Origin of the sequence: Enterococcus sp. DIV0703 (assembly GCF_051711065.1) — a bacterium.
In the GTDB taxonomy this organism is placed as follows: domain Bacteria; phylum Bacillota; class Bacilli; order Lactobacillales; family Enterococcaceae; genus Enterococcus_B; species Enterococcus_B hirae.
Genome location: NZ_JBIOLX010000001.1, coordinates 2,852,501 through 2,876,504, shown reverse-complemented (window position 1 = coordinate 2,876,504; position 24,004 = coordinate 2,852,501). Strand labels below are relative to the sequence as shown.

The 24,004-nt window shown below is 37.4% G+C and carries 15 protein-coding genes, 2 rRNA genes, 1 pseudogene and 1 other annotated feature (1 of these 19 only partly in view); of the genes and pseudogenes, 14 read left to right on the top strand and 4 right to left on the bottom strand.

The features are described from left to right. Positions 1 to 2: 2 nt before the first annotated feature. Positions 3 to 1,898, top strand: coding sequence for a tRNA uridine-5-carboxymethylaminomethyl(34) synthesis enzyme MnmG (gene mnmG / locus IGK81_RS13145; RefSeq protein WP_034697655.1), 1,896 nt, complete (start codon positions 3 to 5; stop codon positions 1,896 to 1,898). 76 nt (positions 1,899 to 1,974) lie between these two features. On the opposite strand, the pseudogene IGK81_RS13140 reads toward mnmG, so the two are convergent. After that, positions 1,975 to 2,727: pseudogene (locus IGK81_RS13140) on the bottom strand (site-specific integrase); the annotation flags it as partial. 318 nt (positions 2,728 to 3,045) lie between these two features. Between IGK81_RS13140 and IGK81_RS13135 the strand changes: the two are divergent. The 11 genes from IGK81_RS13135 (at position 3,046) to fabF (ending at position 16,785) form a co-directional block, all read left to right on the top strand. Then, positions 3,046 to 3,759 (top strand): hypothetical protein, encoded by a 714-nt coding sequence (locus IGK81_RS13135; protein ID WP_115233182.1) that lies wholly within the window; start codon positions 3,046 to 3,048, stop codon positions 3,757 to 3,759. An 802-nt stretch (positions 3,760 to 4,561) separates the two neighbouring features. Continuing rightward, positions 4,562 to 6,232 (top strand): DNA/RNA helicase domain-containing protein, encoded by a 1,671-nt coding sequence (locus IGK81_RS13130; RefSeq protein ID WP_229109194.1) that lies wholly within the window; start codon positions 4,562 to 4,564, stop codon positions 6,230 to 6,232. Positions 6,233 to 7,390: 1,158 nt separating this feature from the next. Next, positions 7,391 to 8,422: an FUSC family protein gene (locus IGK81_RS13125; RefSeq protein WP_034697652.1), complete on the top strand. Its 1,032-nt coding sequence runs from the start codon at positions 7,391 to 7,393 to the stop codon at positions 8,420 to 8,422. A gap of 339 nt (positions 8,423 to 8,761) precedes the next feature. Further along, a complete protein-coding gene (rsmG, locus tag IGK81_RS13120) occupies positions 8,762 to 9,475 on the top strand; it encodes a 16S rRNA (guanine(527)-N(7))-methyltransferase RsmG (RefSeq protein ID WP_010720513.1) in 714 nt (237 codons plus the stop codon). An 11-nt stretch (positions 9,476 to 9,486) separates the two neighbouring features. Beyond that, positions 9,487 to 10,254 carry a ParA family protein gene (locus tag IGK81_RS13115; protein ID WP_010736770.1) on the top strand — a complete coding sequence of 256 codons (768 nt, stop codon included), beginning with the start codon at positions 9,487 to 9,489 and terminating at the stop codon, positions 10,252 to 10,254. Beyond that, on the top strand, positions 10,241 to 11,131 hold the full coding sequence (locus IGK81_RS13110; RefSeq protein WP_010720515.1) for a ParB/RepB/Spo0J family partition protein: 891 nt from the start codon (positions 10,241 to 10,243) through the stop codon (positions 11,129 to 11,131). Before IGK81_RS13115 ends, IGK81_RS13110 begins: the two co-directional genes overlap by 14 nt. Positions 11,132 to 11,251: 120 nt before the next feature. After that, a complete protein-coding gene (locus IGK81_RS13105; protein ID WP_010720516.1) occupies positions 11,252 to 11,443 on the top strand; it encodes a DUF951 domain-containing protein in 192 nt (63 codons plus the stop codon). Positions 11,444 to 11,451: 8 nt separating this feature from the next. Beyond that, positions 11,452 to 12,552, top strand: coding sequence for a redox-regulated ATPase YchF (gene ychF, locus IGK81_RS13100; RefSeq protein WP_010720517.1), 1,101 nt, complete (start codon positions 11,452 to 11,454; stop codon positions 12,550 to 12,552). Positions 12,553 to 12,638: 86 nt separating this feature from the next. After that, on the top strand, positions 12,639 to 13,334 hold the full coding sequence (locus IGK81_RS13095) for a DUF1129 domain-containing protein (protein WP_010720518.1): 696 nt from the start codon (positions 12,639 to 12,641) through the stop codon (positions 13,332 to 13,334). A gap of 320 nt (positions 13,335 to 13,654) precedes the next feature. Then, on the top strand, positions 13,655 to 15,139 hold the full coding sequence (guaB, locus tag IGK81_RS13090) for an IMP dehydrogenase (protein ID WP_010720519.1): 1,485 nt from the start codon (positions 13,655 to 13,657) through the stop codon (positions 15,137 to 15,139). 416 nt (positions 15,140 to 15,555) lie between these two features. Beyond that, the gene (gene fabF / locus IGK81_RS13085) at positions 15,556 to 16,785 is read left to right on the top strand and encodes a beta-ketoacyl-ACP synthase II (RefSeq protein ID WP_094940640.1); all 1,230 of its coding nucleotides are present in this window, start codon (positions 15,556 to 15,558) and stop codon (positions 16,783 to 16,785) included. A gap of 229 nt (positions 16,786 to 17,014) precedes the next feature. On the opposite strand, the gene serS is transcribed toward fabF, so the two are convergent. The 3 genes from serS to IGK81_RS13070 form a co-directional block, all read right to left on the bottom strand. Beyond that, on the bottom strand, positions 17,015 to 18,286 hold the full coding sequence (gene serS, locus IGK81_RS13080) for a serine--tRNA ligase (RefSeq protein ID WP_010736769.1): 1,272 nt from the start codon (positions 18,284 to 18,286) through the stop codon (positions 17,015 to 17,017). Positions 18,287 to 18,337: 51 nt separating this feature from the next. Next, positions 18,338 to 18,550: a binding site (T-box leader), on the bottom strand. Positions 18,551 to 18,594: 44 nt separating this feature from the next. Next, positions 18,595 to 19,803, bottom strand: coding sequence for a sensor histidine kinase (locus IGK81_RS13075; RefSeq protein WP_025480278.1), 1,209 nt, complete (start codon positions 19,801 to 19,803; stop codon positions 18,595 to 18,597). Then, on the bottom strand, positions 19,790 to 20,479 hold the full coding sequence (locus tag IGK81_RS13070) for a response regulator transcription factor (RefSeq protein WP_010736768.1): 690 nt from the start codon (positions 20,477 to 20,479) through the stop codon (positions 19,790 to 19,792). Before IGK81_RS13070 ends, IGK81_RS13075 begins: the two co-directional genes overlap by 14 nt. A 741-nt stretch (positions 20,480 to 21,220) precedes the next feature. On the opposite strand from IGK81_RS13070, the gene IGK81_RS13065 reads away from it, so the two are divergent. Then, positions 21,221 to 22,780: ribosomal RNA gene (locus IGK81_RS13065) — 16S ribosomal RNA — on the top strand. A 232-nt stretch (positions 22,781 to 23,012) separates the two neighbouring features. Continuing rightward, positions 23,013 to 24,004: ribosomal RNA gene (locus IGK81_RS13060) — 23S ribosomal RNA — on the top strand (it continues 1,922 nt past the right edge of the window). Together the 16S and 23S rRNA genes form the textbook arrangement of a ribosomal RNA operon.

Sequence of the window (24,004 nt, the reverse complement as noted above, 5' to 3'; positions counted from 1 at the left end):
ACTTGAATCATTATCAAGCAGATACTTATGACGTCATCGTTGTAGGGGCAGGACATGCTGGTTCAGAAGCAGCGTTGGCTGCAGCCAGAATGGGCTCCAAAACGTTATTACTAACTATCAACCTAGACATGGTAGCGTTCATGCCATGTAACCCTTCAGTCGGAGGACCAGCAAAAGGTGTCGTAGTGAGAGAAATCGATGCTCTTGGTGGCGAAATGGGTAAAAATATCGATAAAACGTACATTCAAATGAGAATGTTAAACACAGGAAAAGGGCCTGCTGTGCGTGCTTTAAGAGCGCAAGCAGACAAGCATGCTTATTCCGCAGAAATGAAGCATACGATAGAAAAAGAACCTAATTTGACGTTGCGTCAAGGAATCGTCGAAGAATTAATCGTCGAAGAGGGCGTTTGTCGAGGTGTGGTGACGTCAACTGGTGCTTGCTACCAAGCAAAAGCTGTTGTTATTACTGCTGGTACAGCTTTACGAGGCGAGATCATCATTGGAGAATTGAAGTATTCATCTGGACCAAATAATTCACAGCCTTCTGTTGGATTAGCTAATAATCTAAAAGAATTAGGTTTTGCGATTGATCGTTTCAAAACAGGAACACCTCCTCGGGTTAAATCAAGTACGATTGATTATTCAGTGACTGAAGAGCAACCTGGCGATAAAGAACCAAATCATTTTAGTTTTAGCACGCCAGATAGTGCGTACAACTTAGAACAAGAATCTTGCTGGTTGACTTATACCGGTGAAACGACTCATAAAATCATACGTGATAACTTGCATCGTGCACCGATGTTTACTGGAATCGTTGAAGGTGTGGGCGCTCGCTATTGTCCATCGATTGAAGATAAGATCGTACGTTTTGCAGATAAACCAAGACATCAATTGTTTTTAGAACCAGAAGGCTTGCATACGGAAGAAGTATACGTTCAAGGATTATCGACTTCATTACCAGAAGATGTCCAAGTGGATATGCTACACTCTATCGCAGGACTGGAAAAAGTTGAAATGATGCGTACGGGATATGCGATCGAATATGATGTTGTCGAACCCCATCAATTACGTCCAACGCTCGAAACGAAAGTCATCGAAAACCTTTATACTGCAGGTCAAACGAATGGGACTAGTGGTTATGAAGAAGCAGCGGGCCAAGGGCTGATTGCTGGAATCAATGCAGCGCTCAAAGTCCAAGGAAAAGAGCCTTTGATCATCAAACGCAGTGACGGTTATATTGGTGTTATGATTGATGACCTAGTGACTAAAGGAACCAATGAACCTTATCGCTTGCTCACTTCACGTGCTGAATATCGTTTATTATTGCGTCATGACAATGCAGATCTACGTTTGACGGAGATGGGACACCAAGTAGGTTTAGTCAAAGAAGACCAATACCAAGCTTATCTGAAAAAGAAAGCTGCTGTTGAAGCAGAAATTAAACGTTTGATGACTGTCCGGATCAAACCGACAGAAGAAGTCCAAGCATTTTTGGCAACTATCAATGCTGCGCCATTAAAAGACGGGGTTTTAGCGAGTGACTTTTTGAAGCGACCTGAAATTAGCTACAGCGATTTAATGTTGTTTATTCCGGAAAATGAAGCATTGACAGCGAAAGAAATTGAACAAGTTGAAATTCAGATCAAGTACGAAGGATACATTAAAAAAGCACTTGAAAAAGTAGAAAAATTAAAACGAATGGAAGCCAAAAAAATACCAGAAAATATCGACTACGCAGCAATTAATGGATTGGCTACAGAAGCAAAACAAAAACTACAAAAAATCCAACCAGAAACCATCGCTCAAGCTAGCCGTATCAGTGGTGTAAACCCCGCTGATCTAAGTATTTTGATGGTCTACATCGAACAAGGGAAGATTGCGAAAGTCGAAGTGTAATGCAGTGATACGAAAGGATTCGTGAGAATAAATAAGTCCTTATCGTATCGACTGACTCCGTTTTTGACTCCGTATATCACGCATTCATGTAGGAGTCGAACAATTCAACTGTTTCTTCTTGTCGATTTTTCGATACTTGGATATAGATGTCCATGGTTGTCTTAGATGAAGAATGCCCTAATCTATCTTGCACGTCCTTTACTTGAGCCCCTGCTTCAAAAAGCAATGTGGCATGGGTCTTTCTAAAGCCATGGACTTTGATTATTTTCATATCAGGGAACTTCCTAGCTACTTTACTCATTACATGATTAGGGTAGCCCTTATACAGGAAGTCCCTTTTTTTATTTGCTTTAATAGTGCTGATAACAGGTACATCATCCATATTATCGATTCTGATACCTCTTGAAAGATTCTTTTTTATGACGGTACGTTTCCACTTCTTAAGTATGGTCAAAGTCCCGTTGTCTATTGTGATTGTTCTCTTGGATGACTCTGTCTTTGTAGGATTTATACATAGAAAGCCATCAGATAGCTCTACTAGCGTTTTATTGAACTGCACAGTCTTTTTATCAAAGTCAATGTCTTTCCACGTCAGCCCCAGTATTTCCCCCTTCCTAGCTCCTGTATAAGCAGCTAGTCTAAAAAATGCTAGAGCACGATCATCTTTCAGCTCTTGCAAGCAATCAAAGAATTGTCGAAGCTCTTCTTTCGTGTAAAACTCCGCTTCGATTTCAGTAGAACTGTGGCTAGACTTAGGTGTAATGGTACGTTCCATGGGATTGGTCTTGATCACGCCAATCAATATACCGTAGTTGAATACCTGTGAAGTGATTTGTCATTTGTTGTACTATTGTATTTTGAATATTATCTAAATAAAGCTCATGTATATGTTGAAATACTGTATACTGATATGGGAATGTCAAACTACTCCCACATTTTAATCGTCTGAATTTTATATGGAATTCTTAGAAAGTACAAGCTAACTAGTATTTTTGGAATCTCCTTAAATGAAATACATATAAACTGGGAGTAAATGCTATAATAGTCGCTATATAATCTTTTTATTTAAAACAGTAATAAAGAATATTTTAGGAGATTACGTCAGTTTTTCCTCTTGTATAACATTAAAGAAAGTAGAGAAAAAAGAATGAAAAAGGTACTACTTACAGTTAGTTTGTTGGCTAACGTAGCGTTGACTGGAGCATTGATTTATACCAGTATAGAAATACAGAAGCTTGATGATCAACGGGAGAACCTTACAATAGCCAATGATCAGTACAAAAGAAAGTTAGATGACATGGAGATACAGGAATCTGAGGTAAGTTCTACAAGCGATTCTAATGCTTTGGTGAATAATGATTCTGTCAAACGTATTCCAGAAAGTAGTACAGCGTCAGCAAAGAATTCAAATGATAGCATAGAGTTGCATAACCATCTTTATCTTTTTGATGATTTTAATGGCACTATTAAAGAAACTGGAGAACCCGCTCATATGTCGGAACACTTTACTAGGAGTTCTGTAACAATATCAGATAGTAATGGCACCTATAATGCTACTTTATTTGATAATAATGATGGTACAGCGCAGATTACAGATTTAAACGGTAATATTTTGTACAGTGGAAGTTGGAAGCCTACCAAAGCACTTGAGATTCTATCACTGAAAAGTTCACTCCAAAATTCCACAAGAAATGATTTAGTGGCTTTTTTTGCTCAAAGATCATGGAATAGTCCAGAAATTGCAAGACTGGCTCAAACTGCTTTAAAAAATGCCAGTGCTCAGAACATTTCAAATGAGCAATGGCAACAAATTTCCAATGATATTATTAAGCAATTAGAAACTATGGAGAATGGTAACTAATTATACTTAAATATTGGAACAGGTGATTGGATTATTAAGCATGTCTTGTATTAGAGTTAATTGTCCTACCCCGTTAATAACTGACCGTGTCTTAGGAAATACCTTCAGGTAGTAAAAGCTATCTGGAGGTTCTTTTTTTCGGTTTATGGTATCCGCTTATATAAATCGTATCTGAAATGAAACAAGATATACTTGTATAAGCATTGATATAAACACGTTTCTGTTATTTCAGATAGTGATAATTAAGATACGTACATTATCTAAAAATAAATTTTAAATTACTGTTTAGTTTGTTTTTTATTGTAATACCTAATGGAAATATTTATATGTATATGAGATGATAAAAGTCAGAAAAACATTTAAAAGTAACATTTCCAAATCATAAGTGTTTCGATATGTATAGTTACAAATAAGGTTGTATTTTTCCTAATACATGTCTAAAGTCAATATTAAGAAAAGGAGAATCATATGATAAAAATTCATGGAAACAGCCATCGAAGAAAAAATATCTATAGATGAAAATTACAGATTCTTAGGTAATTATTTTAAATAAAATAACAACTAAATAAATTAGTTGTCTGTGAGTAAAATAGCAAATATAAAAGTATTGGTAAGTTAATTTTTATCAATATTTTATATTTGCTATTTTTTAAAGTTATCATTCTTTTATCTTAAATTGGTTAGGACGACATGTTCAGGTGAGAGTTCTCTTCAAAAAATATAAGCCAATTAAAAGTTTTGTGTTATACTAAGTTCAAATTTATTGAACAAAAAAGAAATTTATAACATGAAGTTGGCGGAGATGGATATGTCGTATTATAGAACAGTGAAGTTGAAATTATGTGAAGGAACAATATTAAATGATTTAACAAAAATAGAAAATGATATTTTAATTAATAATCCAGTTACGTATATATATTTCAATTTAAGAAATAAAATAATATACATTGGTGAAACTAGTAGCTTCAAAAATAGACATAAAGAACATTTAGCTGAAAAAAATCCCAAAATCAATTATCGACTATTTACTGATTGCTTAGTGATCTATTCAAAATTATTTCACAAATCAGCTATCTTAGATTTAGAATCTCTATTACTTAATTACATGATTGCAGAAGCAGATAAAACTAAGTTTGTTTTTGCGAATGGAAATAATGGACAAACAAAAATAACTTATGAGAATAAGGAAGAAATTTTGACCAGTGTATTTTATGAATTGTGGACACATGAGTTATCTGATTTAGGATTAGTTAATAATCGAAATCTTAATGAACTAAGAGAGAGCCTGTTATTTAAATATTCTCCTTTCAAACAGTTATCTCTTAAACAAAAAGAGATTATTGGAGATGTAGAAAAAAATTTATTTACAAAATTTTTAGTCGAAGCTCCTGCAGGTTCGGGTAAGTCCGTTTTATTTACAAATCTAGCTTTTTCTTTAGCAGATAAGTATCCTGATTTGAAAATAGGTGTAGTCACTACAGGCAATTTAATCAGACAATTTAATTTAATCTTCAAATCAATCAATTTGAATAGTAGATTGACTGTAAAAACTGGTTCACAATTGATAACAGATGCTAAGAAAAAGCATGAAAATTTCGATATTATCATAGTTGATGAAGCACATAAGTTAAAAAAATTTTATAAAAAAGGTCATCCCAATGCGAGAAGGCATCTTAACAAGGATGATGAAGAGATTACGCTTCTTGAGGAAATTACTGAAGGTTTAGTTTTATTATATGATCCTTATCAAGGGATTAAACCACAAAACATTAGCCCTTCAGAGGTTCGGAGATTAACCAGTAATTATCAGAAACTCTCCATGTCACAACAGTTTAGGATTGGGGGGAACGGTTGCTTTTCTGGAGAGGACTATCTAAAAGGAATTTTGTATGGTCTTCAGTTAAGCGAAGAAAGAGATTTTAACCAAGAGGTATTTAAGAATGATTACTTTGGAATTGTGAACAGTTTCAAGGAAGTGATTGACTATGTAGATGATCATTCTCATGCATATCCTGAAACAACTAATAGGGTAATAGCAGGATACTGTAAAGAATGGATATCCAGTATAAGCAAAAAAGCCAACAAAGGAAAGACGTTAGAAGAACTACCTTATGATTGGGAGATTGATGGTATTAAGAGAAGATGGAACTCTACTTATGAAGATTGGGTTAAAAAACCTAATTCTGAGAGAGAAATTGGATCTATACATGCAATTCAAGGTTATGACCTTAATTACTCTGGAGTAATAATAGGTAATGACATTACGGTTAAAAACGGAAAAATAGTTGCGGTTCCTGAAAATTATAAGGACATTGGAGGAACACCTCTAAAAAAAGAATTTTCTTTGTCCGAATTAACTGAGTATATTTTGAATATATATTACGTTCTTCTTTCAAGAGGAATCGATGGTTGTAGAGTATATTTTGAAGATAAAAAAGTAGAAAAGATATTTAAAGAACGTCTTAGTTTATAGAAACATCTTAACTAGTTATGATGAAGTATTTGAACAGGTGATTGATTACTAAGCATGTCTTGTATTAGAGTTAATTACCCTACCCCGTTAATAACTAACTGACCGTGTCTTAGGAAATACCTTCAGGTAGTAAAAGCTATCTGGAGGTTCTTTTTTTCGGTTTATAGAATCCGCTTAAGTGAAATGTATCTGAAATGAAACGGAGATAAAGTGTTTTTTTGCTGTAATGACAAGGTTTTAGCTGTTTCAGATACCATATAGTCAAAAATAGTTTATTGAGAAAATAGGAGAGTATTTGCTACTAACTAGTAGAAAAAAATGGAAAAAAAAAGTACATGTAATCATTTCAGATAATCTGAAATAAAAAAACATACAGCCATGTAGTGGTACTGTATGTTTTTAAATTCTCAGCGGGCTTGTTTTGACTCCGTGTCTGACTCCGTCGTATTGATTTTAAATGATATTCGATGACCATTTAACAGGTCATTTTTGAAATTTTTGTCTCTATATGACTCAGTTTGATAATTATTGATAGATCAATTTGGGTCTACATCGAACAAGGGAAGATTGCGAAAGTGGAAAACCTCTGATTTACGGTTTTCCATAAGTAGCTCCATTGGAAAATTAGCCGAAGATTTCAAAAAATAGGAGGAACTATTTTTGGATTCTCCGGCTTATTTCTCAGAGCTAGATACTCCTGTTAGAATCTCTAGAAGATAGTTTTTTTTCGTCTTTTTAGCAACGATACTAGTAAAGAGAAATCTTAGCACCATCAATGGACAGGAGGTATTTTGCTTTTTGTCCATTTTTTGATGGCGTAAATCTCCTTTTTTCAGGGCACAATTCGGGTAGGTTGAGCTAGAATTGATGGGAAATTACCTCGTAAGTCTCGAGTCTCCTCCTATTTATAGACTGAGCCAAAAATTTGAGAAGTATCAAGTAGGTAACAATCAACAGCAAAAACTAGTGTTTGTGTTTTCTGTCAATTTCTGAAAATTCTTTCTTATTTCTCGATGTTAAACACTTTTGTCTCAACCCCCACTTAATTTTTTATGAAAAATAAAGAAATTGTTGTTATACTAAATGATGTTGATAGAAACGAGAGCGAAACATTGTAGCTTCAGCATTTAAATAAAGATAGAAGAAAGGAGCGATTGGTTGTTCAAAACTTATTTTCGTTTTAATAAGATTCAAGATAACCCATTTCGTATCATGAACCTTATGCTATTGATTTTTATCGTACTATGGTTAGGATACATAAACCAGAATTTCTTGATTTCAAGTTTTTCTTCATTAGGGATCTTTACTTTTTTCTATTATCAAAATATACCCATGAAACATTTAATTAAGCGCATGTTTTTCATTGGCTGTGGACTTTTATTTGCCTTTGTATTAGGAATGTTATCAACCTATGTTTTATGGTTGGAACCTTTTGCTGTAGCTGTAGTGGCTTTTGCCAGCCGGTTTATTTTGCGGTTGTTCCATATTTCAAAACCAGGTGGCTTATTTTTTGCGATGCTTTCGGCGATGGGAACAAGTATGCAGTTACCGATTGATCATTTGCCAATGGTTTCTCTTTATTTTTTCATGGGGGTCATGTTTTCATTGATCGCTGCAGTTATCACCAAGTTACTTGATTCACGTCCAGAACAAGTCATTGAACAAATCTCTTTAAAAGAGAGATTCCAAGAAGAACCGTTAGTGATTATTGATTCTGTTTTCTACAGTGTTGCTTTATTTCTTTCCGTCTATATTAGTCACGGATTGCAGTTGCACAATCCTTACTGGTTAACTCTTTCTTGTGCTTCTATTCTTTTAGCTGAGAATTTGGATGCAATGAAACATCGGCAAGTACAATATTTGATTGGTTCCATGGGGGGCTTATGTGTGTCGGCTGTTTTATCCTTTGTACCATTTACTCAGTTACAAACGATTTTTCTGATCACTTTTCTTTACGGTATCTCACAATTTTTGGTTGCTAGAAATTATGCGGTTGCCAACATTTTTCTTAATCCGATGGCACTGATGTTATCGACACTAATTCGTGGGGCCTACTTGATATCCTTGATCGAATATCGCTTTTTGGGAATCGTGATCGGAAGTTTTATTGGTTTAGGTGCTGCATGGGTCATGACTGTTGGGTTACAGCACTATCTCAATGTTGTGCGGAGAAAATTAGAGACAAAATAATAAATAAAAGTATATACAAAAAAAAGCCAGTTCGTTTTTGAAGTGAGGATCAAAGACGAGCTGATTTTTTTAACCCATACATTTGATATGTGTTCATTTTTTGTTTAAATTTGAATAAAAAATCAACTAGCGTTAAAAATTAGAGATAACCTAGTTAAGGCATTTATTTTTTTTAATTACTTACATATAGAAGGATGTGTACTTCCTAGTGCTTCCTTTTTAATTTTTTAAAACCTCCTATAAATTTACCGGTAGAAAGATTGCAACTCGATTCATTTTGCGTTAAAGTAAAAAGAGATTTCGTGAAACAATTGCTGTTTCACAATGAAAGGATTAATTATGACACCAGAAGAATTTCGTCAAGCATTGGCAGATAAAGACATCCATTTATCTGATCAACAAATGAGTCAATTTGAACGTTACTATCAGTGGTTAGTTGAGTGGAACGAAAAAATGAATTTAACAGCCATCACGGAAAAAAATGACGTTTATTTGAAGCATTTCTATGATTCATTAACGTTAGCTTTTGAGGTGGACTTTTCTCAGCCTCTTTCACTTTGCGACGTAGGTTCAGGCGCAGGTTTTCCGAGTATCCCACTGAAAATTGCGTTTCCTAACTTACAGATCACGATCGTTGATTCACTGAATAAACGAATCAACTTCTTAACGGAATTAACAAAAGAACTTGGTATCACAGCGGCACTTCATCACGATCGTGCCGAGACATTTGGTCAAAATCCTCAATTCCGAGCTTCATTTGACTTAGTGACTGCTCGCGCTGTAGCAAGATTGAATGTTTTAGCAGAACTATGTTTGCCTCTAGTGAAACAAGAAGGATACTTTTATGCGCTGAAAGCTGCAAAAAGCGAAGAAGAACTAATAGAAGCCAAGCATGCGATCGCAATCTTAGGGGGAAAGTTTATCAAAGAAGATGCGATAGAATTACCGAAAATATCTGACAAGCGACATATTTTGGTAATCCAAAAGAAGAAAGTCACCCCGAAAAAATACCCAAGAAAACCTGGTATGCCAAATAAGCAACCAATCAAGTAGGAGGAGAAGAGATGGCACAAATAATATCTGTTGCAAACCAAAAAGGTGGCGTAGGTAAAACGACGACCACTGTTAACTTAGGTGCTTGCTTAGCTAGTCTTGGTAAAAGAGTCTTGTTAGTGGATATGGATGCACAAGGCAATGCCACAAGTGGTGTCGGTATTCGAAAACCAGATGTTACTCAAGATATTTATGATGTCTTAGTCAATGAGCTACCGATTGCCGAAGCAACTCTTGTTACCGAACATGAAAATTTGAGTATTGTGCCTGCCACTCTTCAATTAGCAGGAGCAGAAATCGAATTAACTTCAATGATGGCCAGAGAGTCTCGCTTGAAAGGTTCTTTAGCCGAAGTGAACGATCAATATGATTATATTCTGATTGATTGCCCACCTTCATTAGGTCATTTGACTATTAATTCATTTACAGCTAGCGATTCTATTCTGATCCCAGTGCAATGTGAATATTATGCATTAGAAGGATTGAGTCAATTACTCAATACAGTTCGTTTAGTTCAAAAGCATTTCAATCCAGAATTGGAGATTGAAGGCGTCTTACTTACAATGTATGATGCACGTACGAACTTAGGAAATGAAGTCGTGGAAGAAGTCCGAAAGTATTTCCGTGAGAAGGTCTATGAAACGATTATTCCAAGAAATATTCGTCTTTCAGAAGCACCGAGTCATGGAATGCCGATCATTGATTATGATCCACGTTCTAGAGGAGCTGAAGTTTACCAAGCATTGGCAAAGGAAGTGGTTAACCGTGAAGAAAAGTAAAGGATTAGGACGAGGGATCGATGCGTTATTTCAAGATTTAGAGAATTTAGAAACTGTGGATGTTGAAGATGAAACAGTTGTACAATTACCACTAAACGAATTACGCCCTAACCCTTATCAACCACGTAAAACATTTGAAGAAGTCTCGCTTCAAGAATTGGCAAACTCCATTGAGCAATCAGGCGTGTTTCAACCGATTATCGTCCGTCGTTCGGCAGTAAAAGGATATGAAATCATTGCTGGTGAACGTCGTTTCCGAGCTTCTAAGTTAGCAGAAAAAGCGACCATCCCCGCAATTGTTCGTGACTTTGATGAAGAAGCAATGATGCAAGTCGCTGTTTTGGAAAACTTGCAACGTGAAGACTTGAACCCATTAGAAGAAGCTGAAGCCTATGATATGCTGATGAAAAATCTTAAACTTACGCAAGCAGAAGTGGCGAAACGCTTAGGTAAAAGTCGTCCATATATCGCAAACTATCTCCGTCTGTTAACGTTACCTGATTTAGTGAAGGAAATGGTCCAAGATCAACGATTATCGATGGGACAAGCTCGTACCTTATTAGGTCTAAAAAACAAAAGTTTGATTCTAAAATTAGCGAATCGAGCAGTTATGGAAAATCTAACGGTTCGTCAGTTGGAACAAATTGTTTCGCAATTAAATCAAAACGATGGGAAAGAAAAAAAGAAAATCCCTCGACTAGCAAAAGAAAAGCCTTATTATATACGTGAAAGTGAAGACCGCTTGATGGATAAGTTTGGTACAAGTGTTGCTATCCAAGAAAAAGACGGTAAAGGAAAGATTGAAATTGAGTACCTTTCGCAAAATGATTTGACAAGAATCCTTGATATCCTTAATATTCAATTCGATGAAGAATAAGTAATAGGAAAGAAGCGTTCAATTCAGACCAATCAACCTTAATTTTTACGATCACTATATGAATATCAAAAAAGACGTGGGAACCGTTCTTAAGAGAAATGACTAAAGGAGGGGACTTTTATGTACGACTTACATGATATTGTTGAAATGAAAAAACCTCATGCTTGTCAGACCAACCGTTGGGAAATCATCCGCATGGGAGCGGACATCAAAATCAAATGCGTCAATTGCGGGCACATCGTTATGATGACTCGTCGAGAATTTGAGAAAAAATTAAAAAAAGTACTTGAAAAAAATGCAGAGAAAGAGTGAATAAATCTATGGCATTAACTGCTGGAATTGTTGGATTACCCAATGTCGGTAAATCAACTTTATTTAACGCAATCACCAAAGCTGGAGCAGAAGCAGCGAACTATCCTTTTGCAACCATTGATCCGAATGTAGGAATGGTAGAAGTTCCCGATTGGCGTTTACAACGCTTAACTGAACTTGTTCATCCTAAAAAAACCGTGCCAACAACATTTGAATTTACGGATATTGCAGGAATCGTTAAAGGTGCAAGTAAAGGGGAAGGCTTGGGAAATCAATTTCTAAGTCATATCCGCCAAGTTGATGCGATTTGTCATGTGGTCCGTTGTTTCGATGATGACAACATCACACATGTGGAAGGACGAGTTGACCCATTAGCGGATATTGATACGATCAATCTAGAATTAGTATTGGCAGATCTGGAATCGATCACTAAACGCTATACTCGAGTAGCAAAAATCGCAAAAACGAAAGACAAAGATGCAGTTGCTGAATTAGCTGTTTTAGATAAAATCAAGCCAGTCCTGGAAGAAGGACGTTCAGCTCGCTCTATCGAATTTACGGACGAAGAACAAAAAATCGTTAAATCATTGTTTTTATTGACTACCAAACCAATCTTATATGTAGCAAACGTTGCAGAAGATGAAGTAGCAGATAGCGATACGAATCACTACGTTCAAGCTGTACGTAATTTTGCTGCCGAAGAAAATGCAGAAGTTATCGTAGTCAGCGCACGTGCAGAGGAAGAAATTGCTGAACTAGACGAAGAAGATAAAGCAGAATTCTTAGAAGCTTTAGGAATTGAAGAGTCTGGATTAGATCAATTAATTCGTGCAGCTTATGATTTGCTAGGATTAGCTACGTACTTTACAGCAGGAGAACAAGAAGTTCGGGCTTGGACATTTAAAAAAGGCATCAAAGCACCTCAAGCAGCTGGGATTATCCATTCAGACTTTGAGCGTGGATTTATCCGTGCGGAAACTGTTTCTTTTGAAGATCTAGATCATTATGGAAATATGCATGCTGCCAAAGAAGCTGGCCGTGTTCGTCTAGAAGGTAAAGACTATGTAGTCCAAGATGGCGACGTTATGTTATTCCGTTTTAATGTATAAAAGGGCTATCAAACGATACGTATAGTATGTTAGAATGTCTTTTGTGACAACCGTTAAAGTAGCGGCTAAGGAGGACTATTTAGATCATGGAATCAGAACAATTACGTGAAATTGTAAAAGAAAACAATCAATTAGAAGAAAAATTAACTAAAAGAAACCAACAATATATTTTTGACTTAAAAAAATCTTTAGAAGCAGCTAATCTATCCGAAGAGGAAAAGGTAAAAGCACTTCATGACATCCTTCCAACCTTAGTGTCTGAACAAAAAGGTGGAAAAACAGCCAGACAATTATTTGGAACTGTCTCTGAAAGAACTGAAGCAATTATCAACAAACCAGTTGAAGCAAAGGTAAATTCTAAACCACTATTGATGTGGCTAGACAATACATTCCTGTTATTAGGTTTGTTGAGTATCATGATTGCTATTACCGGATTGTTTTCACGTGGAACAACGCCAGCTTATGGAATCACAACTTTGGTCTTCGGATCAGCTGTTGGTGGTTGGGTATTTTACCTGATGTATAAATACATTTATCAATATGAGTATCCGGGAGCAGATCGTAGTAAAAAGCCAGGTATGGGTAAAACATTGTTGATCTTAACTGGAACTACATTGGTCTGGGTGGTTGCCTTTTCCGCTACCACACTTCTTCCTCCAGTACTGAATCCGTTGTTAGATCCAGTAGTTATCATCATTATTGGGGCTGCTGCACTAGCTTTGCGTTATTACATGAAGAAAAAATATGGAATCGTTGGAAGTTTATCTGTACCTAGAAGATAATTCGTTAAAGTACGATTCGATGTATATCAATGATGAGGGATCATTATTTGAAACAGTTGTTTGTTTTGAATAGTGGTCTCTTATTTTTTATGGAGAAATGGTTAAAACAGAAAGAACAAAAATTTGAGAAACTTGGTAAATTTAATCAGTAGCTTCTCTTAAAAGAGTTTCTCGTTATTAACCATATATGACTTGTGATGGAAACGCTTATAATAAGGATATTCTTAGAAACAGTGTGGATTATGGGAAGACGGTTGACTTAATAGAAAAAATCGATTATTTTAATAGATAAACTAAAAACTAGAGGAGTGGTACTAAAAATGTCCAACTGGGAAACAAAGTTCACGAAAAAAGGGTTTACTTTCGATGATGTCTTACTGATACCAGCAGAAAGTCACGTGTTACCAAACGAAGTGGATATGAGTGTACAATTAGCAAAAAATATTAAGTTGAATATCCCGATCATCAGTGCAAGTATGGACACTGTAACTGATAGTAAGATGGCTATTGCGATGGCTAGACAAGGTGGATTAGGTGTTATTCATAAAAATATGACAATTAGTCAACAAGCAGACGAAGTGCGCAAAGTCAAACGTTCTGAAAGTGGTGTGATCATTGATCCATTTTTCTTAACACCGCAACATCTTGTAGCAGATGCAGAAGAATTGATGAGCAAATATCGAATTAGCGGTGTACCGATCGTTGAGACTTTAGAAAACAGAAAACTTGTTGGTATTATTACGAACCGTGACATGCGCTTTGTAACTGATTATCATATGGAAATCAATGATGTGATGACCAAAGAAAACTTAGTAACAGCCCCAGTCGGTACTTCTCTAAAAGACGCAGAAAAAATATTGCAAAAACATAAAATTGAAAAATTACCTATCGTTGACAACGATGGTTGTTTAAGTGGATTGATCACAATCAAAGATATTGAAAAAGTGATTGAATTTCCAAACGCTGCCAAAGATGAACATGGACGTCTACTTGTAGCTGCTGCTGTCGGTGTTACAAGTGATACATTTGAGCGTGCAGGTGCCTTGTTGGAAGCAGGAGCAGATGCGATCGTTATTGATACAGCACATGGTCATAGTGCTGGAGTGATTCGTAAAATCCAAGAAATTCGTTCTACCTTTAAAGATGCTACTTTGATTGCCGGTAACGTAGCGACAGCGGAAGCAACAAAAGCATTATATGATGCTGGTGTGGATGTCGTAAAAGTCGGTATCGGACCAGGATCAATTTGTACAACACGTGTGGTTGCCGGTGTAGGTGTACCACAATTAACAGCGATTTATGATGCTGCTTCTGTCGCACGACAATATGGCAAAGCAATTATTGCTGATGGCGGAATCAAATATTCAGGTGATATCGTCAAAGCATTAGCTGCTGGAGGACATGCCGTCATGTTAGGTAGTATGTTGGCCGGTACAGATGAATCTCCAGGTGAATTTGAGATTTTCCAAGGACGACGTTTTAAAACTTATCGTGGTATGGGTTCATTGGGCGCAATGGAAAAAGGTTCAAAAGATCGTTATTTCCAAGGTAGCGTCAATGAAGCGAATAAATTAGTACCTGAAGGAATCGAAGGACGTGTGGCCTACAAAGGAAGCGTTGCGGATATTATCTTCCAAATGATCGGTGGATTAAAATCTGGTATGGGTTATGTTGGGGCAGGCAACTTGAAACAATTGCGTGACGAAGCACAATTCATCCAAATGAGTGGCAATGGGTTGAAAGAATCCCATCCACATGATGTCCAAATCACAAAAGAAGCACCTAACTATTCAGTAGAATCTTAATCAATTAAGGGAAAAAGACTCAACATATTCCGCTTTAGGAGTCAAGTGAATATTCGAAATAAGTAGAATACTTAGAGCATTGTTTTTAAAGTAAAAAAGTCGTCAATCTTAAAATTTGTTTTTCTAAATTTTAAGATTGATGACTTTTTTTCGTCTGACTATGTTGTTTTTGCTCAATATCCAAATAAGAGTGACCACTAAGCTGCTGTTGTATAAATTTAAACCACTGTGAAGTTGAGCGGTTAAGGAGCTAATAAGCATTTTTTACGATAAATTTATTAAAAAAATTATGTTTTAATAACAAATTTTTGTTTTTTTTAGTTAAATTACTATATAGTTAAGATTTTTTAATATGTTAGAATATATCTGAGTTATATTTATATTTTGTTATTTTATGATAGTAAGGAGTTTATAAGATGATAAAAAGAGTAGTTATAACTGGAAGGGGAACTATCTCTTCTTCTGGAAAAAATGCAGAAGAGTTATGGACAAATGTGAGTAATGGTATTTCTGGGATAAAAAAGATAGAAGCAGAGGAATTTAGTAATTTAGAAACAAGGATTGGTGGAGTTATTTCTGATTATGCGATTGACCAGTATCTTAATCAAAAAGAGATCAAGAGAACAGATCGTTTCACTCATTTTTCAGTAATCAGTTCTATGCAAGCGCTATCTGAAGCGAGTTTTGATCATAAGGATTTTGATTTGGAAAAATGTGGCGTTATGATTGGTACAGGAATAGGTGGTATTCACTCTTTAATTGAAAATCAAAACATTATGGAAAAGAAAGGAAGTAATCGTGTTTCTCCTTTAGTAGTTCCTAAGTCAATAGGCAATATAGCGGGAGGTTTCGTATCAATTAAGACTGGATTTAAAGATGTGACTTTGTGTCCTATTTCAGCTTGTGCTTCGGGAAATCAAGCGATAGGAGAAGCATTTCTTAGAATTAAATATGGGCTAAGTGAAGCAATACTTGCAGGTGGAGCAGAAGCTTCGATTGTACCTATTGCTTTTGCTGGGTACAACCAAATGCAAGCTTTATCTACGAGGAATGAGCAACCGAATTTAGCTTCGAAACCTTTTGACAAAAATAGGGATGGCTTTGTTATGTCAGAAGGAGCTGGGATCGTTTTTTTAGAAGAATTCGAACATGCAAGATCACGCGGAGCGAAAATTTTAGGTGAAATTATCGGATACGGGATGACTTCAGATGCTTATCATATGACTACACCTCATTCAGAAGGAGCCAGTCGTGCCATCCAAAAAGCACTTGAAATGGGGAAAATTAGTGCAAATGAAATTGATTATATAAATGCGCATGCAACAGGTACTAAAGTTGGAGATATTAGTGAAAGTCGAGCAATCAAAAAGGTTTTTGGAAAGCATGCTGAACAATTATTGATTAGCTCTACAAAGTCCTCAACAGGACATCTATTAGGTGCAGCAGGAGGCATTGAAGCAGTGATTAGCTTGAAAGCGATGGAGTATAATATTTTACCACCAACTATTAACCTGACAGAACCCGATGAAGATTGTGATTTGAATTATATTCCCAATAATAAAATTCATCATCAAGCAAATATTATTCTTTCAAATGGTTTTGGCTTTGGTGGGCATAATACCTCTATAATTATAAGAAAATTATAAAAAAGCCGGTAAATTACAGAACTTCTGAACAAGAAGAGAGTGGGGCAATAGTCCTTTTTAAAAAGAAAATAAACATATTAAGATTAGTGAGCCTGGGACAAAACTTGTCTCAGGCTCTTCTAGTATCTCTAAAAACGAATAAACGGCGTTCAAGAAGCAACTCCTCAACAATAAGCGAGGAGCTGACCGCTTATTTCATGACCTCTTTATATAAATAAGACAAGGTGGTCTACTTTATCACTTTTAAATTTCCCATGTAAGGAACTAATACTTCTGGAACAGTCACTGATCCATCTTCATTTTGGTAGTTTTCAAGGATCGCTGCGACAGTCCGGCCGACTGCAAGTCCTGAACCATTCAGTGTATGAGCATAGTGGATTTTTCCGTCTGCATCACGGTAACGGATCATTGCGCGTCGTGCTTGGAAATCTTCACAGTTTGAACATGAGCTGATTTCACGATATGTTTCTTGTGCAGGGATCCATACTTCTAAGTCATATGTTTTGGCAGCAGAGAAGCCCATATCTCCAGTAGATAATGCTACTACACGGTAAGGTAAATGTAATTTTTGTAGAATATCTTCAGCATCGGCTGTCATTTTTTCTAGCTCATCATAAGAATGTTCTGCATCAGAGAATTTGACCATTTCTACTTTATTAAATTGGTGTAAACGAATCAATCCTCGAGTATCACGGCCGGCACTCCCTGCTTCCGAACGAAATGCGGGACTAAGAGCAGTGAAATAAATCGGTAAATCTTGCCCATCTAAGATCTCATCGTTGTAATAGTTTGTTAATGGAACTTCCGCTGTTGGGATCAATGTCAAATCTGTATCTTCTAATTGGAAAACATCTTCTTTAAACTTAGGAAATTGCCCAGTTCCGAACATAGCCCGACTATTTACGATATAAGGAGTAATCATTTCTGTATAGTCATGTTCATAGATGTGTTGATCTAGCATAAAGTTATAAACGGCACGTTCTAAGCGAGCACCTAATCCTTTATAGTAAACAAAACGACTTCCAGAAACTTTTGCCCCTCTTTCAAAGTCTAAGATACCTAAGTTTTCAGCGATTTCCCAATGTGGTTTCGGTTCAAATGAAAAATTACGAGGCGTGTTCCAACGACGAACTTCCACGTTGTCCTCTTCGTCTTTTCCAACAGGTACAGAATCATCTGGTAAATTTGGTAAGGTAGTCGCAATTTGATGTAACTTTTCATCTACTTGCGCTACTTCTTCATCAAGGGCTTTAATGTTGCCCCCAACTTCTTTCATTTCATTGATTTTAGCTGTTGCATCTTCTTTGTTCCGTTTTAATTGTGCAATTTCTGCTGAAACATCATTACGATATTTTTTTAATTCTTCCGTTTTAACAAGTAATTTTCGACGACTTTCATCTAATTCCATAAATTCAGCTAAGGTTTCTTTTTTGACCCCACGAGTCATTAATTTTTCTTGAACATAATCAAAATTTTGACGCATCATTTTTACATCTAACATTGCAATTCCTCCTTAAATATAATAAAAAAAGACCAATCCATCCCTCAATTATCTTGGGACGAATCGGTCTAACATTCGCGGTACCACCCGAGTTCAACATATAAATATGCTGCTCTTGTTAACAGATAACGGCTGTTTTGCCGACCTTTCTTATTTCGAAAGGTACACATCAAAGAACTGGAACTTCCAACTTATTTTTTGCTGATTTACACCATCCATCAGCTCTCTTGAAAAAAATAAAATGTACTGGGTTCTGTGCTATATAGATATGATATATAGAAATGATTGTAATAAGAATATCGGATATTTTAATTTTCGTCAATATGTTCCTGACTTTTGATTGGTAATTTTTCATTTCTTTTTATTGGAAGATGCATGATGAATGAAGTCCAGTGTTTATCAGATTTAGCATAAATATAACCACCATGTAAAGCAACGATACTTTGAGCAATGGCTAAACCTAAACCTGTCCCACCGGTTTCTTGTGAACGAGACTCTTCTACTCGGTAAAAGCGGTCAAAAAGATTATCAATTGATTCTCGAGGAATCATAGCTCCATTGTTTTTTACTGTCGCAACGACTTCTGAGCCAACTTTTTCGACTTCAATGACAATTTTTGTAGCGCCTTTGCCGTATTTTAAAGCATTCGTCAGTAAATTATTAAAGACACGAACTAGTTTTTCGGTGTCTCCATCCATAGTTAATGATGGAACCTGTGATGATACAAGGATTTGGATATGCTTTTTTGATGCTTCTAATTCAAAATCAGCAGCTAGTTGTTCAATTAGCTGGATCAGATCAAAAGCCGAAAAATTGACCGGAACAGCTGGTTGTCTGACTTTAGTATACTCAAAAAGATCATCCACTAGTAATTTCATTTGTTTTGCTTTGATATAAGCTGTATGGGTATACTTCAAAAGATCCTCTTTTGTTTGATACTGGCCATCTTCGATTAATCCTAAGTAACCAATAATAGAGGTTAAAGGGGTACGGATATCGTGACTCACATTAGTAATCAATTCATCTTTTGATTTTTCAATTTTCCGTTCATCTTCGATCGCAGCTACTGTACTATCGACTAAACCATTAATGCTTGTTACTACACGACTAAGATCACCTGTTAATTCAAAAGGGATTCGATGGTCATAATTACCATTAGCGATATAGTGAAGCTCGCTAATAATATGACGTAGTTGCATTTGTCGGTAGCGACGGATCAACCGCCAGTATAATACGCCGATATCTAAAAGAAAGAAAAGGGGAATCAGAAAATTTCGGCCGTTCCAAAATAAATCACTATTCAATCGTTGAGCAAAAATATTTTTTGAATCCCAAATCGCATTAGTCAATGAAGGGGAACTACTAATTATTGAAGTAAGGACAACCAAAATCGCAACATTTAATAGTAGAAGGAGAATCACGGTGATAATACCTTCTGCTAATAACTCACTGATTTCCTTAGAAGTTAGATTGATTCGTCGCCGTTTTTCTGTTCCTCTTTTTTTATCTTGCATCAATTTTATAGCCCACTCCCCAAACGGTTTGAATGACTTTTTCTCCACCAGTTGCTTCTTCGATCTTATCTCTCAAATGACTAACATGGACCATAACAGTTTTTGCGGAAACAATACTTTCTTGTTTCCATACACGCTCAAAGATTTCATCTGCACTGAACACACGATTAGGATGACTTGCTAATAAGTATAGAATCCCAAATTCTAATGCTGTAAGCTGAATCTCTTTCCCATCAATTGTTTTTACTTCATGGGAATCTTTGTTAATAATCAAAGAGTTTACTTCTAATATATCCGGTTGATCCGGTGTGATTTGCATTTTTGTTCGACGAAGCAAAGATTTTACGCGTGCCATAACTTCTAAAGGATTAAATGGTTTTGTAACATAATCATCAGCACCAGCAACAAGCCCTTTAATTTTATCCATATCGGTTGTTTTTGCTGTCAACATGATAATCGGTATTTGCGATTCCTTTCGTAATTCTTTAACGACCTGCATGCCATCCATTTCAGGCATCATAATATCCAAAATCAATAACTCAATATCAGGTATCGTTCGAATCTTTGATAATGCTTCTTTCCCATCATAAGCCTTAACAGCTTCGTATCCTTCATTGTGAACATAAATACTTAGTAATTCAACAATTTCTTTATCATCATCAGCAATTAATATTTTCATAGATTGTTCCTCCAGAGTTAGAATGATACTATTTACTATTCATTCTAGCAAAAAAATGTCTAAATAGATAAAAGCAACACTTTGTTAAGGAAAATTTTAGAAGGTAAGAGCTAAGTGAAGTGGCTCATTAATAGAAAACTGAACAATCGCAATGCTGAGAAGGCTATCATTAATGAAAAACATGTTAAAAGCGAACGTTTCTCACTTATAGGATTAGAACGATCGATTACGCTAAAAATGTTGATAAAACAGCTTTTTTCTTATTGACTTTTATTTTTGCTGTTGGTATATTATTATTTGTTCGAAAGAGCAAAGATCGCTAGTGAAAATAGTTGAAATAAACTGTTGACAGAGGGATCACACCATGATAAGATAACTGAGTCGTAAAAAAACGACAGCTTATGAAGCTTGATTTCATCGAAAAAAACTTCAAAAAAGTTGTTGACAAATAACAAACGACGAGTTATGATAAATGAGTTGCTGAAACACTTCTGAAAAACGAAGTCAAAAAACTTTTAAAAAAGAGTTGACAAATAAACGTCACTCTGATATGATATAAAAGTTGCTACGGCAATCTCAAATGATTAGCTTTTAATCAAGTAGACCTTTGAAAACTGAACAAAGCAAAGACAAACCAAATGTGTAGGGCGTCTTGATTGATTCAAGACAACAAACATTTTTAACAAGCAAGCAATATGCTAGCAAACAATTGAGCTTAACAATCGCAAGATTGTTCGAACTTTTTATGAGAGTTTGATCCTGGCTCAGGACGAACGCTGGCGGCGTGCCTAATACATGCAAGTCGAACGCTTCTTTTTCCACCGGAGCTTGCTCCACCGGAAAAAGAGGAGTGGCGAACGGGTGAGTAACACGTGGGTAACCTGCCCATCAGAAGGGGATAACACTTGGAAACAGGTGCTAATACCGTATAACAATCGAAACCGCATGGTTTTGATTTGAAAGGCGCTTTCGGGTGTCGCTGATGGATGGACCCGCGGTGCATTAGCTAGTTGGTGAGGTAACGGCTCACCAAGGCGACGATGCATAGCCGACCTGAGAGGGTGATCGGCCACATTGGGACTGAGACACGGCCCAAACTCCTACGGGAGGCAGCAGTAGGGAATCTTCGGCAATGGACGAAAGTCTGACCGAGCAACGCCGCGTGAGTGAAGAAGGTTTTCGGATCGTAAAACTCTGTTGTTAGAGAAGAACAAGGATGAGAGTAACTGTTCATCCCTTGACGGTATCTAACCAGAAAGCCACGGCTAACTACGTGCCAGCAGCCGCGGTAATACGTAGGTGGCAAGCGTTGTCCGGATTTATTGGGCGTAAAGCGAGCGCAGGCGGTTTCTTAAGTCTGATGTGAAAGCCCCCGGCTCAACCGGGGAGGGTCATTGGAAACTGGGAGACTTGAGTGCAGAAGAGGAGAGTGGAATTCCATGTGTAGCGGTGAAATGCGTAGATATATGGAGGAACACCAGTGGCGAAGGCGGCTCTCTGGTCTGTAACTGACGCTGAGGCTCGAAAGCGTGGGGAGCAAACAGGATTAGATACCCTGGTAGTCCACGCCGTAAACGATGAGTGCTAAGTGTTGGAGGGTTTCCGCCCTTCAGTGCTGCAGCTAACGCATTAAGCACTCCGCCTGGGGAGTACGACCGCAAGGTTGAAACTCAAAGGAATTGACGGGGGCCCGCACAAGCGGTGGAGCATGTGGTTTAATTCGAAGCAACGCGAAGAACCTTACCAGGTCTTGACATCCTTTGACCACTCTAGAGATAGAGCTTCCCCTTCGGGGGCAAAGTGACAGGTGGTGCATGGTTGTCGTCAGCTCGTGTCGTGAGATGTTGGGTTAAGTCCCGCAACGAGCGCAACCCTTATTGTTAGTTGCCATCATTTAGTTGGGCACTCTAGCAAGACTGCCGGTGACAAACCGGAGGAAGGTGGGGATGACGTCAAATCATCATGCCCCTTATGACCTGGGCTACACACGTGCTACAATGGGAAGTACAACGAGTCGCAAAGTCGCGAGGCTAAGCTAATCTCTTAAAGCTTCTCTCAGTTCGGATTGTAGGCTGCAACTCGCCTACATGAAGCCGGAATCGCTAGTAATCGCGGATCAGCACGCCGCGGTGAATACGTTCCCGGGCCTTGTACACACCGCCCGTCACACCACGAGAGTTTGTAACACCCGAAGTCGGTGAGGTAACCTTTTGGAGCCAGCCGCCTAAGGTGGGATAGATGATTGGGGTGAAGTCGTAACAAGGTAGCCGTATCGGAAGGTGCGGCTGGATCACCTCCTTTCTAAGGAATATTACGGAGACTACACTGTTTGTTTTTCACTTTGTTCAGTTTTGAGAGGTTTACTCTCAAAGAGATATTTTTGTTCATTGAAAACTGGATATTTGAAGTAAATTAGTAATACAAACCGAGAACACCGCGTTGAATGAGTTTTTTAATAAGTTCAATTGCTTATTTTCTTGATTGGACTTCTATCGCTAGAAGAAAGATCAAAACCCAACCGCAAGGTTGATAAGGTTAAGTGAATAAGGGCGCACGGTGGATGCCTTGGCACTAGGAGCCGATGAAGGACGGGACTAACACCGATATGCTTTGGGGAGCTGTACGTAAGCTATGATCCAGAGATTTCCGAATGGGGGAACCCAGCATCTTTTATAGGATGTTACGTTTGCGTGAATACATAGCGCATTCGAGGTAGACGCAGAGAACTGAAACATCTAAGTACCTGCAGGAAGAGAAAGAAAATTCGATTCCCTGAGTAGCGGCGAGCGAAACGGGAAAAGCCCAAACCAATGAGCTTGCTCATTGGGGTTGTAGGACTCCGATATGGTAGTTCTTTCAGATAATCGAATGACTTGGAAAAGTCAGTCAAAGAGGGTAAAAACCCCGTAGATGAAATTTGGAAGGCACCTAGGAGGATCCTGAGTACGGCGGAACACGAGGAATTCCGTCGGAATCCGGGAGGACCATCTCCCAAGGCTAAATACTCCCTAGTGACCGATAGTGAACCAGTACCGTGAGGGAAAGGTGAAAAGCACCCCGGAAGGGGAGTGAAATAGAACCTGAAACCGTGTGCCTACAACAAGTCAAAGCCCGTTAATGGGTGATGGCGTGCCTTTTGTAGAATGAACCGGCGAGTTACGATTGCATGCGAGGTTAAGTTGAAGAGACGGAGCCGCAGCGAAAGCGAGTCTGAATAGGGCGTTTGAGTATGTAGTCGTAGACCCGAAACCATGTGATCTACCCATGTCCAGGTTGAAGGTGCGGTAAAACGCACTGGAGGACCGAACCCACGTACGTTGAAAAGTGCGGGGATGAGGTGTGGGTAGCGGAGAAATTCCAAACGAACTTGGAGATAGCTGGTTCTCTCCGAAATAGCTTTAGGGCTAGCCTCGGAATTGAGAATGATGGAGGTAGAGCACTGTTTGGACTAGGGGCCCATCTCGGGTTACCGAATTCAGATAAACTCCGAATGCCATTCATTCATATCCGGGAGTCAGACTGTGA